At 50.3% G+C, this 13,915-nt stretch carries 17 protein-coding genes; 10 read left to right on the top strand and 7 right to left on the bottom strand.

Annotation, left to right across the window (positions count from 1 at the left end; all coding sequences use genetic code 11):
* Positions 1 to 16 precede the first annotated feature (16 nt).
* The 5 genes from FVR03_RS11635 to FVR03_RS11615 all read left to right on the top strand — a co-directional run bounded on the left by FVR03_RS11635 (position 17) and on the right by FVR03_RS11615 (position 3,991).
* Complete coding sequence (locus FVR03_RS11635; protein WP_147921926.1) at positions 17 to 1,282, top strand: MFS transporter; 1,266 nt, start codon at positions 17 to 19, stop codon at positions 1,280 to 1,282.
* 84 nt (positions 1,283 to 1,366) lie between these two features.
* Positions 1,367 to 1,762, top strand: a complete 396-nt coding sequence (locus tag FVR03_RS11630) for a hypothetical protein (protein ID WP_147921925.1) — start codon at positions 1,367 to 1,369, stop codon at positions 1,760 to 1,762.
* 110 nt (positions 1,763 to 1,872) lie between these two features.
* The gene (locus FVR03_RS11625) at positions 1,873 to 2,751 is read left to right on the top strand and encodes a DoxX family membrane protein (protein ID WP_147921924.1); all 879 of its coding nucleotides are present in this window, start codon (positions 1,873 to 1,875) and stop codon (positions 2,749 to 2,751) included.
* Between the two features lie 56 nt (positions 2,752 to 2,807).
* Complete coding sequence (locus FVR03_RS11620; protein WP_147921923.1) at positions 2,808 to 3,443, top strand: TlpA family protein disulfide reductase; 636 nt, start codon at positions 2,808 to 2,810, stop codon at positions 3,441 to 3,443.
* 110 nt (positions 3,444 to 3,553) lie between these two features.
* Complete coding sequence (locus FVR03_RS11615; RefSeq protein ID WP_147921922.1) at positions 3,554 to 3,991, top strand: DsrE family protein; 438 nt, start codon at positions 3,554 to 3,556, stop codon at positions 3,989 to 3,991.
* 78 nt (positions 3,992 to 4,069) lie between these two features.
* Here FVR03_RS11615 and FVR03_RS11610 read toward each other — a convergent pair whose 3' ends face one another.
* The 5 genes from FVR03_RS11610 to FVR03_RS11595 form a co-directional block, all read right to left on the bottom strand.
* Positions 4,070 to 5,692, bottom strand: a complete 1,623-nt coding sequence (locus tag FVR03_RS11610) for a bifunctional metallophosphatase/5'-nucleotidase (protein ID WP_147921921.1) — start codon at positions 5,690 to 5,692, stop codon at positions 4,070 to 4,072.
* 28 nt (positions 5,693 to 5,720) lie between these two features.
* Entirely contained in the window at positions 5,721 to 6,461 is a 741-nt protein-coding gene (locus FVR03_RS24730) for a 5'-nucleotidase C-terminal domain-containing protein (protein WP_222707216.1), read from the bottom strand.
* 56 nt (positions 6,462 to 6,517) lie between these two features.
* Positions 6,518 to 7,171: a metallophosphoesterase family protein gene (locus FVR03_RS24725; RefSeq protein WP_222707215.1), complete on the bottom strand. Its 654-nt coding sequence runs from the start codon at positions 7,169 to 7,171 to the stop codon at positions 6,518 to 6,520.
* Positions 7,172 to 7,284: 113 nt separating this feature from the next.
* The gene (locus tag FVR03_RS11600; protein WP_147921920.1) at positions 7,285 to 8,223 is read right to left on the bottom strand and encodes a YeiH family protein; all 939 of its coding nucleotides are present in this window, start codon (positions 8,221 to 8,223) and stop codon (positions 7,285 to 7,287) included.
* Between the two features lie 8 nt (positions 8,224 to 8,231).
* The gene (locus FVR03_RS11595) at positions 8,232 to 8,624 is read right to left on the bottom strand and encodes a rhodanese-like domain-containing protein (RefSeq protein WP_147921919.1); all 393 of its coding nucleotides are present in this window, start codon (positions 8,622 to 8,624) and stop codon (positions 8,232 to 8,234) included.
* Between the two features lie 163 nt (positions 8,625 to 8,787).
* On the opposite strand from FVR03_RS11595, the gene FVR03_RS11590 reads away from it, so the two are divergent.
* The 3 genes from FVR03_RS11590 (at position 8,788) to FVR03_RS11580 (ending at position 11,499) form a co-directional block, all read left to right on the top strand.
* A complete protein-coding gene (locus FVR03_RS11590) occupies positions 8,788 to 9,174 on the top strand; it encodes a hypothetical protein (RefSeq protein WP_147921918.1) in 387 nt (128 codons plus the stop codon).
* A gap of 206 nt (positions 9,175 to 9,380) precedes the next feature.
* Positions 9,381 to 9,839, top strand: coding sequence for a DsrE family protein (locus tag FVR03_RS11585; RefSeq protein WP_187270134.1), 459 nt, complete (start codon positions 9,381 to 9,383; stop codon positions 9,837 to 9,839).
* A gap of 10 nt (positions 9,840 to 9,849) precedes the next feature.
* Positions 9,850 to 11,499, top strand: coding sequence for a bifunctional metallophosphatase/5'-nucleotidase (locus tag FVR03_RS11580; protein WP_255474182.1), 1,650 nt, complete (start codon positions 9,850 to 9,852; stop codon positions 11,497 to 11,499).
* An 884-nt stretch (positions 11,500 to 12,383) separates the two neighbouring features.
* Here FVR03_RS11580 and FVR03_RS11575 read toward each other — a convergent pair.
* Together FVR03_RS11575 and FVR03_RS24390 are read right to left on the bottom strand one after the other, a co-directional pair.
* Positions 12,384 to 12,638 (bottom strand): hypothetical protein, encoded by a 255-nt coding sequence (locus FVR03_RS11575; protein WP_147921915.1) that lies wholly within the window; start codon positions 12,636 to 12,638, stop codon positions 12,384 to 12,386.
* 15 nt (positions 12,639 to 12,653) lie between these two features.
* Positions 12,654 to 12,827, bottom strand: a complete 174-nt coding sequence (locus tag FVR03_RS24390; RefSeq protein WP_187270133.1) for a hypothetical protein — start codon at positions 12,825 to 12,827, stop codon at positions 12,654 to 12,656.
* Between FVR03_RS24390 and FVR03_RS11570 the strand changes: the two genes are divergently transcribed.
* Positions 12,804 to 13,307 carry a hypothetical protein gene (locus tag FVR03_RS11570; protein ID WP_147921914.1) on the top strand — a complete coding sequence of 168 codons (504 nt, stop codon included), beginning with the start codon at positions 12,804 to 12,806 and terminating at the stop codon, positions 13,305 to 13,307. The two genes, FVR03_RS24390 and FVR03_RS11570, sit on opposite strands and share 24 nt — an antisense overlap.
* 89 nt (positions 13,308 to 13,396) lie before the next feature.
* Complete coding sequence (locus tag FVR03_RS11565) at positions 13,397 to 13,735, top strand: helix-turn-helix domain-containing protein (protein ID WP_147921913.1); 339 nt, start codon at positions 13,397 to 13,399, stop codon at positions 13,733 to 13,735.
* Positions 13,736 to 13,915: the final 180 nt, after the last annotated feature.

Below are 13,915 nucleotides of genomic sequence, written 5' to 3'. Positions count from 1 at the left end.
AAAGAATAAAAGCAACATGGCACAACCCACAGGAACAAAACTCGGTTTACGGGAGAACGCAAAGCAGTTCTGGCTGCTGGTGCTCGTAAACGGCTTTGTGGGCGCTATGGTAGGACTGGAGCGTTCCGTGATTCCGGAATTCGCCGAATCAGTGTTCAGTATCAACGGGCACACAGCGCTTCTTTCGTTTATTGTGGCTTTCGGTCTGGCCAAGTCAGTCGCTAACCTGGCAATGGGCAGGCTGGCCACGAGGTACACGCGCCGACAGCTGCTGCTGATCGGTTGGCTGTTTGCCCTGCCCGTTCCCTGGCTGCTGCTGTATGCCGATGCCTGGTGGTGGGTGATCTTTGCCAACCTGCTCCTGGGCATCAACCAAGGCTTAGCATGGTCGGCCACTGTGGTGATGAAGATTGACCTGGTAGGAGAAAAGAACCGTGGCCTGGCCATGGGCATCAATGAGTTCGCGGGTTACCTGGCGGTTGGGCTGGTGGCGTTTCTGGCCGGCTACATCGCTTCCACAACCGGCGAAGTAACATATGCTTTTATTCCGGGTATTGCTTTCTCGATTATTGGGTTGCTGCTGACAGTATTCCTGGTGCGTGACACGACCAGTCATGTGCAAACTGAGACTAAGCACACCAATATACCGCTGCTGCACAACATCTGGAAAGACACTACCTGGCGCCACGGCAACTTAGGTTCTGTAACCTTAAATGGTTTTGTCAATAACCTGAACGACGGTATCCTGTGGGGGCTGCTGCCGGTGCTGTTAAGTACCAAAGGATACTCCCTGACCGAAACAGGTTTTCTCGCCGGTATTTACCCGGTAGTGTGGGGACTGGGCCAACTGGTAACCGGCAAGCTTGGCGATGTGCTTTGCAAAAAGCAATTACTGAGTATGGGCATGATGGTACAGGGAGTGGCGATAGGCTTACTCTTATTTGCCGGCTCCTATCCTGTTCTGGTGGCTGCGCTTGTTATACTTGGTGCTGGCACGGCCTTGGTATATCCAAATTTCCTGTCGGTGGTGGCCGAGAACACACACCCGAGCCAACGACCACAGAGTCTGGGCATTTTCCGGTTCTGGCGCGATTTTGGTTACGTTGCTGGTGCCGTTGCCGCTGGCGTGTTTGGCGACCTTTTCGGGCTGAATGCTGTTATACTTGGAACTGCTGTACTTACCGTCGGCGCTGGACTGCTGTCAGAGTACAGGATGTGCTGCACCAAAAAGCTGCTGTGGCATAGTAAAAAATGTAGCACTAACTTTGTTAAAGCTACCTAATCGTAAGTCCTTAAGGTAAGTTTAAGCAACTATGGCTTCTATATACGTTCCTTTTCAAACAGATACTATAGCGCATAAAAATACATGAAATACTACCTGCTGTTATTTGCATGTCTTACGCTATTGCTCTTCGTAATTCCGAAGAGCAGCGGTATGCGCAGCTCCGCGCAGCAGCCAGAGCTGAAACAAGGCTGTAAATACGGTAAGCGCCTTGGTAAAAAGGTATGCGCCAAAAAATGCCTGAAACACCAGACCCACTCCAAGCAGCAAAACAACGACACAGGTATAGCCTCCGATTGTAGCCAGCAGGTTTATGCTGTCGTAAATGAGCAGCATTCAGAGCCTTTTATCTCTTTTACAGCCAATCGAGATTTTATACTTCCACACATCCGGAAATACCTTTCTCCTGTACTCGAGTACGACCCTGAGCCACCCCGGCTTTCTTTAAATACAATTTGTACAATGGAGGCAAGAGCTTAACTGGTTGCAGTTACAGCTGGTGCCTTCATACCTGTACTTGCCCAACAGGCGAGTTGCTATAGGTATGCTTAGACTTTATCAAATAACGTATTTTAAGAAAATCGAATTTTATGGAAACTACTCCAAAACAACAAATATCATTTCTGGTACTGCGCAGCTTGGGCAGCCTGATCTTTATTGTGGCTGGTATAAGCCACCTTGTGAAAACAGCTGGTGCAGCTGCCAGATTAGAAAAGGCGCCCTTCGCGCACCTGGCCACCTGGATAGCACCGGCAGAAACACTGATCATACTTTCAGGTATAGGCCTGCTAATAGGTGGCTTTATGCTGCTGGCTGGCTTTAAAACAAGGTTGGCTTCTGCCGGATTGCTGGCTATCCTGGTTCCAATCACACTGACCGTACAGGTAGGCAGCGGCGACTATGGACCATTGTTCAAGAACGTGGCACTTATCGGCATGCTCATCTTCTTCATTGTGAATGGTGCCAGGCACTATGGACTGGACCAGGTGCTGAAGCAGAAAAAGAAAGCAAGCCTGGCTCCAATGCGCAATGGCAGCTATGCAGCAGTATTGGCTGTCGGCTTCCTGGTACTGCTCGGTTCCTGCGCCACAACCAGTGCACGGCATACTACACAAGAGGCCACAGCCAGGGCATTTACCAAGTATGCCGTGCTCATCAGTCAGCCAAACCACCTGAAGGCGGCGGTTAACACAGCCGAGACAATTACCAAATCCAGCAAGTATAACCGCGAATCGTTTGTGGTAATGGCCTGCGGAAAGTCCGTGGAGGCCTTCAGAAGAGACGGTGCCATGGCTGCAGAGATAGAGAAAGGCAGAGCTGCCGGGGTTACCTACATGCTATGTGGTATGTCGTTACAGCAATTTAAGATACCTGCTGCAGATTTGGTTGATGGTGTAGAAGTCACGCCTAATGGCCTTACCTATATGTTTGACCTGAAGCAACAAGGATATACTACTGTGGAACTTTAGTCACAGACCAGCTAAAAAGATTCATTTACCTTAGCTTCATTACAAAAATCAACCTTATGAGGAAGCAGAAATTTTCTATATATGAGATACCAGGCTGGGCTGTGATGCTAGCCATTTTTGGGGTGCTGTACTTAACTGGCCTGCACACGGAAGCCATTGGGCAGGTGCAGCGTGTGCTGCTGGCCACAGGCATCAAAAATGCAGATGTACCGGAATCTCTACGGAACCCTGATGCTACAGCAGTAGTGGATGCGGCGGCAATGGCCAATTCAGAAATGGCCGGCGCTGGCTTAAAGATGGTAGACATGCAAGGCAAGCAAGTCCGTTTTGAGAGCCTGAAGGGAAAGGTGGTATTCCTGAATATCTGGGCCACCTGGTGCCCACCCTGCATCGCCGAGATGCCCAACATCCAGAAACTGTACGAGAAAGTGGGCTCCGACAAAATCGCTTTTGTGTTGCTGTCAGTAGACGAAGGCGGGGTGGATAAAGTGAAGAAGTTCATCGACAGGAAAGGCTATACTTTCCCGGTGTACATGCCGGCCAGCCAGTTCCCACAGGAGTTCCATTCCAACGCTATTCCAACCACCTTCATCATCGCGCCGGATGGGAAGATTGTGGCAAAGCAGGAAGGCATGGCCGACTACAACACCCCGGAGGTAGTAGCGTTTCTTCAGAGACTGGCTTCAGAATAATGATTCGGAGCTTCATCTGAATTGATCGCCTCGGGCCGGATGAAGCTTTGTATTGCACTTGCTTCACAATCTCAGTCCACCAGATCATGTTTAACTTGCAACTTAAAACCATGAAATTGAAACTAGTTCCAATGGTTTTGTTTGTAGCGTTTTTAGCGCCGCTTTCCTATGCTCAGGCAAAGTACCCAGAAGAGACTGAGCAAACTACGCAGCACAAAATTATTTACGACTTAAAGGTAGCAGACACGACGATGCACGCCGGTTTGATGCGGCAGTTAAACAACATCAAACGCGGCTGGCCGGAGGCACAAATCGAGGTGGTGGTACACGGCAATGCAATCAACCTGTTGGTTAACAGTAATTCAACGCAAGCCAACGCCATAAAAGAGCTGCAGGCCATAGGGGTAGTGTTTGCCGCCTGCGAAAACACCATGAAGAGATTTAAAGTTGAAAAGAATCAGCTGCTGCCTAACGTGCCTACCGTACCCATGGGAATCGGTGAAATCGTGACCAGGCAGGAAGAAGGCTGGAGCTACATTAAGTTTTAAGCAACTACCGCATATAGGTGGCAAAAGAAAGCCCTGTGGTCACTAAACCACGGGGCTTTCTTATATATACAATTATACTTAGCGCTTTATGGTTACCTCACCCATATTGGCAGGCATGGCAACTTCTTTCATTTCCTTTAGCTTCTGCAGTATGAAGTCAGTAAGTAGTTGCTCGGTTCTGTTAATGTTTTGCCCCCTGCCTATTTCATCGTAGTTATGCAGCCCGGTAAGCAGGCCATTATGTGTTACCACCCTATAATTCTGGGTGTCATTTACAGGCCTGTTTTTGATGATGACATTGGTGATACGCTGTCCAATTGGTCTGCCCAGGTCCAATTCGTAGCGCATACCAGTTGTCTGTATAAGTCCCCCGACGGCTCCCAACTTGTTGTCAGGCTTCAGGTTCTCAGCTGACTGCTCCAGTGTTTGCTTTAGTTGCTTACCCGTCATGGTCAGGGTTACAATCCTGGAGGGGTGTGGCAACAGCTTATAGACGTCTTCACTTGTCACAGGGCCTGCTTTGATAGAGATACCGTAGCCCACTCCCGGCATGATGGCTACATCACCTGTATACCCTTCCAACAATAGATTACCCACCAGCCTGTCGAATGGGCTTTCGGACTTGTACTGCCTTCCAATCACGTCTTTGCTTTCCACCACTTTTTCCTGCAGCCTGCTCAGGTATGGCTCGCGCAGTTCATCTATGAGTGCCTGTGCCTCACGGTCTGGCTGTAACCGGTCATTCCAAAGCCAGTGGTAATGCGTTTTCACATCGACCAGTTCATTGTCTGCGATGAGCAGCTCTGTTTCACCCAGAACAGCTGCGTCAGACATCGCCTGCACCACATAGGTCTTACCGATTTTCTTCCGCGGCTCCAGTATGTCGTGGCTATGGGCCCCGATGATGAGGTCTATACCTTCGACTTCGCGGGCCATTTTGTAATCTACAGCCGTTCCTTCATGCGAGAGCACCACCACGATGTCCGCTTTCTGACGCAGTTCCGGCACATACTTTTGCGCCACCTCCTGCCCTACATGAAAACTCAGTCCCTTCACATTATCCGGGTTGCCTGTTTTGGGTGTGTTGCGATAGCCAAGCGTCAGAACAGCCACTTTTATCCCATTTAACTCCTTCACAAGGTAGGGGTCGCCGAACACAGGCTGCTGCGTGGCATCATCCGTGATATTGGCTGCACGCATGGGGAAGTTAGCCAGTTGCGCCAGCTCGCGGGTCCGCTGGAGCCCATAGTCAAAGTCGTGGTTGCCGAGCGCCATCAGGTCGTAGTCCAAGGCATTCATCAGGCGGATCATGGCCTCTCCCTTCGTGATGTTTCCCAGCTGGTCATCACTGAACGTATCGCCGCCGTCTACCAGCAACACACTATTGGCCCCTCTATCGCTTCGTGCCTTTTTTACCGCGCTAGCCAGGTAAGCAAAGCCCCCTATCCTGGCCTCCTGGTTAAAGGTGATGAGTGTATCACGCCCCGGGTCGCCGGTCTGTGCTGTCGCATTACCAGTTGTGGTATAGAAGGACATGTAGGTGCCATGCATGTCATTGGTGTGCAGGATGTAAAGAGACCTCTGCTTCTTTTCTGTCATATCGCTTGTCTCCGTTGCTTCCTGGTTTAGGTTTGTACAGGCACCGGCGAGCAGAATGGGGGCCAGAAGAAACAGACCGCCTAGTTGTTTATTTAAATTCATAAGTTAACAGGGTTTGATTGCTTTAGTTTCATACTGCAGTGAATGTACCCAATAGGGCTATGCTCACGGGAGAATGCTTTTCCAGGTCCTGCCTCATGGCCTCTATTGCCTTCACTCCTGCATCAGCCCGGCTAACTCCATACTTTTGAGGCACACCCTGCTCCGTTACAAAAGCAGCGTTATAGGTCCGCTGTAGCTCCAGTTCCTGGCTGTTCACAAAAAGCTTCTGAATGCGGTTGCCTTTTGGCGCTTCAATCTTGATGAAGGCCTTTAATCCCATGCACCGCTTTACGTACCCTCCCTGTTGCGAATAAGGGTCCGGCGAGAAGGTTTTCTCCAGGTTCTCTTCCAGCATGTTCAGCAACTCCTCTCCCTTTAGTTGAACTGTTTGAACAGGTGGGTTCATAGGGATGATATTGTAGAGGTCGTTGAGTGTAACAGGCCCGGCAATTATTGGCGCTCCATAACGCCAACCATTCGAGAAAGCCAGCTCTGCCCCTGTAGCGTGCAGCATACTCTGAAGCAGGAAATTATCCATCGTGGATTCCAGGATGTTATTCCGATCAAGGATCGTAGCCGTCTCCCCTGCCTTCTGACTAAATTCTTCCCTGTAAGGCTGAACAGCCTGCTGTACCAGCTCCTGCATCCTGGCATCAACAGGGAGTGAATCTGAAACCTCTACCAGTTCATGACTATATCCGGTAATCCTGCCATTCTCAAGGGTCAGATCCAGCCGGCCCAGAAAGGAACCGAGGCAACCGGACTCCATCACAATTGTCTGCCTCTGTCGAACGGCTTTAGAGGTACGGTAATGGGTGTGGCTGCTCAGGCAGACATCTCTACGCCTTCCACCTCGGAAAGCAAGTTCATATTCTGCGGAAAGCCCAGATGTGAGATTAGGATAATCAGGTCAACCTTTCCTTCTTGCTTTAGCCTTTGAATGTAGTCCGGAAGCTCCTTATTCCCCATTGTAAAATAGATGCCTTCGCTGAAATGGGGCGGCATGGTTTTATCCACGATGTTACAGGCTATGCCGATCACACCAACTTTTACACCATTCATCTCTTTCAGCATGTAAGGCTCGAAGACCAGCTTATCGGCGTATTTGTCATACACATTGATAGCCAGCATGGGATAATTGAGACTGGAAACCAGCTTTCTGAACTGCTCCGGGCCGTAGGCAAATTCCCAATGGGCTGTCATGGCTTCCAGCCCTAGTTCATTCAGCACAGCTACCATGGCCTCGCCCTTAGAAGCAACAGCCGGATAGGTACCATGAAAGGTGTCGCCGCAGTCCAATGCCAGTACTGCATCCTGCTGCTCCTGACGGAGCTGCTTCAGGTAACCTGCTATGCGGGCAAACCCTCCAGCAATGCGATATACTGTAGAACCACTTTCCAGAAATACTTCCTGGTGAGGCTCAAGATAGGCATGTGTATCGTTGAGCTGGAGAATGGTAAGCTTAGTTTCGTTTTTCATGGTCGAGCTAGAACAGGTTGCGGCTGCGCAACTAAGTCTCATAGCTGTGTAACCGCAAAAAGAAAGTATCCGATTTTATATACTACGCAGGTTCAGATAATCCAACTATCCTGTTAAACTACGTAGTAAACCGCCAGCAAAGAGCCTGAAGCTATGATCAGCCAAAGCGCCACACCTTGCATAAACGGCTTGATACTGATAGTCCTGAGTAAAGGCAGGCTTATGCCTGCACCGGTCAGGAACAAGCTGATGATAAGACCTTTTCTGGCCAGCATAGTCAGCCAGCTATACGCGTCACTCAGGCCACTCAGGAAAGTGCTGAAAAGGGATGCCACCAAAAAGAACAGTATGAACTTAGGGAAGCTTGCCTTTCCTTCAGACTTGAATAGAAACCCGGTGATGAGCACTATCGGCAGTATCCACAGGGCACGGGTGAGCTTAAGCGTGGTGGCTATTTCAAGGGCCTTTTCACCGAAATGCGTTGCGGCCCCAACTACAGAGCTGGTGTCGTGTATGGCAATGGCTGCCCATATCCCGAACTGCTCTTGCGACAGTTGCAGTTGATTTCCGATGAAAGGGAAGATAAACAAGGCCATCGCATTCAAGATGAACACGACGCCAAGCGCCACCGATATTTCTTTTTCAGACGCCTTGATAGCCGGGGCCACAGCAGCAATGGCGCTACCCCCACAGATGGCAGTACCCGCCGATATAAGGTGATTCAGCTTCTTCCCTACTCCCAGTAACTTCGCCAGGAGTAGCCCAACCACAATTGTAACTATCAGGGACAAGCCAGTATAGAGAAATCCTTTCAGGCCGGTCTCAGCCACCTGATACAGGTTAATGCCAAAGCCCAAGCCAACAACCGAAGCCTGAAGAGAGTACTTGGTGACTTTGCCAAGCTTTGCCGGATAAGGATTTCCGAAGGTAAGACCTAAAAGTATACCCGTAAACAAAGCGATTGGGGCACTGATGAACTCAGTTACCACAATAAGCAGCAGCACCAGCCAGAAAACGCCAAGGTGAGTGAGTCTTTTACTTGTAATACCCATAGCTTGTTTTATTTCGTTTGTATGCCTGCCGCTTTAAGCGCATCAAACCCTGCCGTTGCGTTATAAAGGTTATTGAAATCGTTGTTTTTCATGACAGCGGTTGCTCTGCCGCTTCTGTTGCCCGATTTACAGTAAAGCAAATAGGTGGCCGCTGTATCCAAGCTTACGATTTCCTGCTCAAAATCAGGAGAAGTGTAGTCTATGTTAACAGCGCCCTCCAAATGGCCTTCCTGAAACTCATATGGCGTTCGTACATCCAGTATCACAAGGTCCTCTTCAGCCTCGATCAGCTGCTTTACTTCTGTTGCTGTCAAGTTTACCTTTCTATTTCCTGTACCCTGCTGACAGCCGGCAAAGGCAAGGAGCAGCACAAAGGCGATTGTATTTATCCAGCACCTCATAGTTCTTATTGAATTTTTAAGCCTCCATTATTGTACTGTTCGCAAGTACAGACATTATGAAGTGAGCCAGTGTGACAAAAGTCACCGTATGCCAGTAGAAGTTTTGCTTGTTTTGTGAAATAGAGCTACACACCTAATCGTTCTGCACCTAGAAAAGAAGTACTTGAGACACTACCTGCACATATGGGCCCTTATGATGTTATGTGTACATCTCGCGGCGCTGACAGCCGTCAGCCTTGTGCCGGGAGAACATGCGGGCGTGTCTATAAAGAAGGTTTGCCTTAGAAAAGAAGCCAAAAAGCAATTGGTGGCCTCTGCTGAGAAAAGCAGCCCTGTCAGACAGCTGCTGCAGAAAAAGCCTGATTCACAAAGTGAGCAGCAAGAGGGAACCGTTGAAATCCACTGCTCTGTAAAGCTGATTAGTACGGCAGCCGCTGATACATTTGTGTTTGTGCCCCTATACCTGGAATACCAAAAATCCGGGTTCAACCAAGTAGTCTACTACTCTCTCAGTAAATTTTTAGAGCCTGACCCGCCCCGGCTTAGCTGATTCTTCATTTTTGGACTACTGCATCGCCCCCACAGGGGACTCACCGCTGTAGCAGGCTATTCCCTTTTTGCTAATTGTATTAACGAGGGACTTTGCAAGCCATGCTTTGCCATGTAGTAACCGTCCACATCCTTGATTATTCTATTGTGATGCTATACAGCAGGCTTTTCGCAATACAACACTATTATCTAATCAACTCAAATATTATGAAGTCGAACCAACTATCCGCACTTCCGGCCATGATGCTTTTGCTTATGTGGCTGATTAGTGGAACAAGCCTTGCTCAAAGCCTCCCCCCGCTTACCGCATCAGAAAAGGCTGACCTGCAACACCACCGAGCCTATGCCTTTTTAGCCAAAGAAGACAGGCACATAAAAGGTGCCTGGGAGACCTACCAGCAACTTAAAAACTCTGGCGTTCCGGTACAGCATTTCGAAGTGGTTGCCATCGGGAATGCGGTAAAAAGCATTACTGCGGAACAGGAGTCAGGAAAGTTCATCCAGGAAAAATCAGATGGGGCCTTTAGCGTAACAGTTTGCCAGATTGCACTGGATAGGCACAACATAAATAAGAAAGACCTACCAAAAGCCGCCGGTGTGATCTCTAACGGCTATATCCGGTTATACCAGCTACAGGCGAAAGAATACCTTGTTATCCAACCTTAACGACATGAAAATGACTAAGCTATTTAAAAAGACAATACTTACTGCTCTTCCGCTTGCAGGTCTATGGATGAGCTCCTGCCAGACACCCCATCAGGAAGAGAACCGGGGCAGCGAAGACGGCGTCGAAACCATCACCATCCTACAGACTGCAGACATTCACGGGCAGTTGATGCCCCACCAGGAAATGTTCGTAGAGAACGGAGAGTTTGTATTCAAAGAGCGTGGTGGTGTGGCCAACATCCAGACGCTCTTCAAACAGGTGAAAGCAGAGAACCCCGAAGGAACTGTGATTGTGGACGGTGGCGACCTGATACAGGGAAGCGCCGTGGCTGCCATGTCGGAGGGAGACGCCATTGCCCCTGTCATCAAAGCGATGGATTATGATTTCCTGATTCCCGGTAACTGGGAGGTGATCTTCGGCAGCCAGAAAATGCGCAGCATACTGGAATCGTACGGCAAGCCGGTGGTGTGTGCCAACATTTATGACGAAGCCAGCTCTGAGCTGCTCTACCCGCCTTATATCATCAAAGAAATGAAAGGTGTAAAACTGGGCTTCATCTCCTATAATGACCCGGAAGTACCGGTGCGCCAGAACCCGGTATTCAGCAAAGGGCTCATTTTTAAAGGTCTTGAGGATAACCTGCAACCGCTCATCAGGGAGCTGAAAGAAGAAAATGGTGTAGATATCCTGTTTCAGGTAACGCACTTGGGGATCTCCAAGCAAATCTACCTGGCTGATCAGCCTGAGATTGAAGGGGTAGACTTTGTATTGGGAAATGATACCCATGAAAGAATAAGGCAGCCGCTGAGGCGCAAGTATGCGCAGGTAGTAGAACCGGGCGGATTCGGTTCATTTGTCGGTCGCCTGGACCTGGAGATTAAAGATGGGGAAATAGTGGACCGGCGCTACGAACTGATTGATGTAGACCCTGAGAAATACCCTGCTGACCCAGTGGTGCATAAAATTGTGGACGAGCAAATGGCCCCCTACAAGAAGCAGATGGATCGGGTACTCGGCTATACCACGGAACCGCTCTACCGTTACCTGGTGGTAGAGAATGCACTGGACAATATGATTACCGATGCAGTTCGCTGGAAGACAGGTGCTGACATTGCCATCTCGAACGGTTTCCGATTCGGCACCCCGATCGTACCGGATGCCTCAGGCAAGGCGCCTATTACCTACAGCGACATCTGGAACATGCTGCCTGTGAACGAGAACGTGAAAACAGGTAAGGCTACCGGCCAGCAGATTAAAAACTGGATGGAGCAGGAACTGCACAACGTATTTGCCGAGAAGCCCCTGGAGCGCTTCGGTGGCTGGGTGATCCGCTTCTCAGGTATGGAACTGACCTTCAATGCCAATGCCCCTAAAGGAGAGCGTGTGCAGTCTATCACAGTGGGAGGGCAGCCTCTAGACCTGAGGAAGGTATATACCATGGCTGCCTGCCGCAGAACCGGTGAGCCAGACCACGTACTGTGTCGCATGCCAAACGCTAAGGATCCTAAAGTACTAGACTATACGGTGCACGACGTTATGGAAGAGTACCTGAAAATGAAGGGCACCGTTTCACCCAAAATAGACGGAAGAGCCAAAGTGCTTGACCTCGAGTCGCCAGTCCTTTCGCAGCTGCCAAACATTGATTACGTCTTCAGATAAGAATACTGTTTAGCGCGTTTGTTAGAGCAGGGAGTATAAGCTCCCTGCTCTTTTTGTTTTTGAGTAAATCCATGACGATACCGGATCGTTTTCCAACTCCGCTGAAGTTTGTTTTTCAAGTCCTTGCATGTACAAAGAAAGATATAATACCTTAGCAGGATTGAAAAAGGGTATAGTGTCTTTTCAGATTTTATCGTGGAAAGTAGATTATTAATAGGTCCTAATGCCATATGAAATAAATCTTGAATCCAAGAATGAAAAATGGAGATTAGTCTACAGTTTTCATTTAATCCTTCGTTTAAATGAAAACAGTTTCCGGGATAATAAACATGCTGGAAACAAAGATTTTGCTTTTTAAAAATGCCTTTTATAAAATCAATTTTCATGTAATTGCTTTGCAACGGGTTTAGTGAAAAGCTAACCTGAAAGGTAAACGAGGCAGACAGGAGAATTCCCTTCGTTCAAATTGCCCATCATAGAGCATAAAGCCTAACGTCTATTCCTGCTCTATTAACATTATAGTCACTAAGCTAACCTGGCACGGCAGGTCTTCTTTAACGAAACATTTGAACCTTTGAGAATAAGGAATTCCGGAAGGCCGCCGCTCCCACCTAAAGCGTATACGCGACGGCCTTCTGTAATTCCTTAGCTTGCACTTCCGATTTTTGATATTTATATTAACCAGTTAAACAATCACCTCTCCCCTCAGCTGGTCCTATTCCAAGTACTTGACAAGAGGAGGAAGAGAAAATTTGTTGATAAGAGAACATCCTGAATTTCTCACTTCTAAGCCGGGAAGGAGGAGTAGCTGCAGGACGTTACGAACAGATGGCCACCCTGAAAAAGCCTACACCATGAAGCACCTGAAGAAGTTCCTGACCCGCCTACAGACCTTCGAGCTCCGCCTGGTCCGACGGAATGTGCCTGCGGAACCATTGGGCTATAAGCAAGTGGCTATCTACGACCTGCGGCACGAGACGCACTACGATGAGGCCGCTGTCTTCAGGAGCAAGCTCCGGCTCCTCTCCCAAAGGGCCGCCCTGGACCTGCTGCCCCTCCAGCCCCCGCAGCTGCAGCTCGTCCTGCACCAACTCAACGACATCGAAAAACGCTTCCGGACCTTCTGGATTCACTTTCACAACAACGCGCTGGACTTAGGGGTACCCTACCCCGTTGCTTACCTGCACCAGCTCCAGCTGCCAGGCCTTTTCCTGGTGCACAACCTGCAGCCGCTTGATGCTGGCATAGCCGTTCGGGAGGAGCTGGTCGATGACCTGAGCGAGTCGGTCAAGCTGCGCGAAACGATGCTGGCCAGCCTCCTCCTGCACCTGCAAACGCTGCTTCCCGCCCCGGAACAGCCGATTTCGGATGTCCCTGCCAAAGCGGTGGCAGCCTACCCCCGCTTCGTGGACGGGGTAGCGGAGAGGCTCTTCGAGATCCTCAAGGGCTACTTCAGCCCCGAGGACCAGCAGCAACTCCTGCCCCTCCTGCTGGAAAACCAGGGAGTCACCTCTCCCCTGCTCTTCCACGGGAACGGCAACCAGCTGGCCGATGCCTTCAAGCAACTCTACGAATCCAACCTGCTCGTGGGCTGCCTCAAAGGGGAGCTGGAGACCTGGATCTCCCGGCACTTCGCCTACGTCTACCGCAGGCAGCAACGGACCCTGCCGCAGGGGTACCTGGCCGCCCTCATCTCCTCCAATGCCAAGCCCTGCCAGTCCCCTATCCTGGACGTGCGCAAACAGGCCGACGGCACCTACGCCGTCTTTCCCGTCCTGCGCACCCAAAAAAACTATACCATCCCGTAGGAAACAGGCAGGAAGCGAGACTACCCTCTTGCACCCTATCCAAACAAGCCCCTACCATTGCAGCAACATCCACAAAAACACACGCTGCCATGGAACACTTCACCTTCGAGCAACTGCCCCAGGCCCTGAGCCTGCTGCACGAGAAAATAAACCGCATCGAGCGGCTCCTCACCGAGCAACAGCCCCTGGTGGAAAAGGAGATGCTCCTCAACGTCTCCCAGGCCGCCGCCTTCCTCCACCTCTCCGTGGCCACCCTCTACACCAAGGTCAGCTGCCGGGAGGTGCCTTTCAGCAAGCGGGGCAAGCGCCTCTACTTCCGCAAGAGCGAGCTGGAGGAATGGGTCCGGCAGGGACGCCGGAAAACCGTCTCCGAGATCCGGCAGGAGGCCGTGCAAAAGGCAAGTAACAACGGCAGGAAGCGAAAATAGATTATCTGCCTGCCATGGATACCAAGCACTACCCCCTGGGCAGCCCGGAGAGCTACATCCGGGTCCAGACCTCCTACTACAAGCGCTGCCGACAGCCCACCCTGCTGGGGGACTTCACCGAGCTGTGGGTCCCCTGGTCGGCCGAGACCCTGCGCCAGGACCTCTCGCGCCAGCAGGTCA

The organism is Pontibacter qinzhouensis (genome assembly GCF_008017455.1).
Taxonomy (GTDB): domain Bacteria; phylum Bacteroidota; class Bacteroidia; order Cytophagales; family Hymenobacteraceae; genus Pontibacter; species Pontibacter qinzhouensis.
This window is presented reverse-complemented; position numbering and strand designations above follow the sequence as displayed.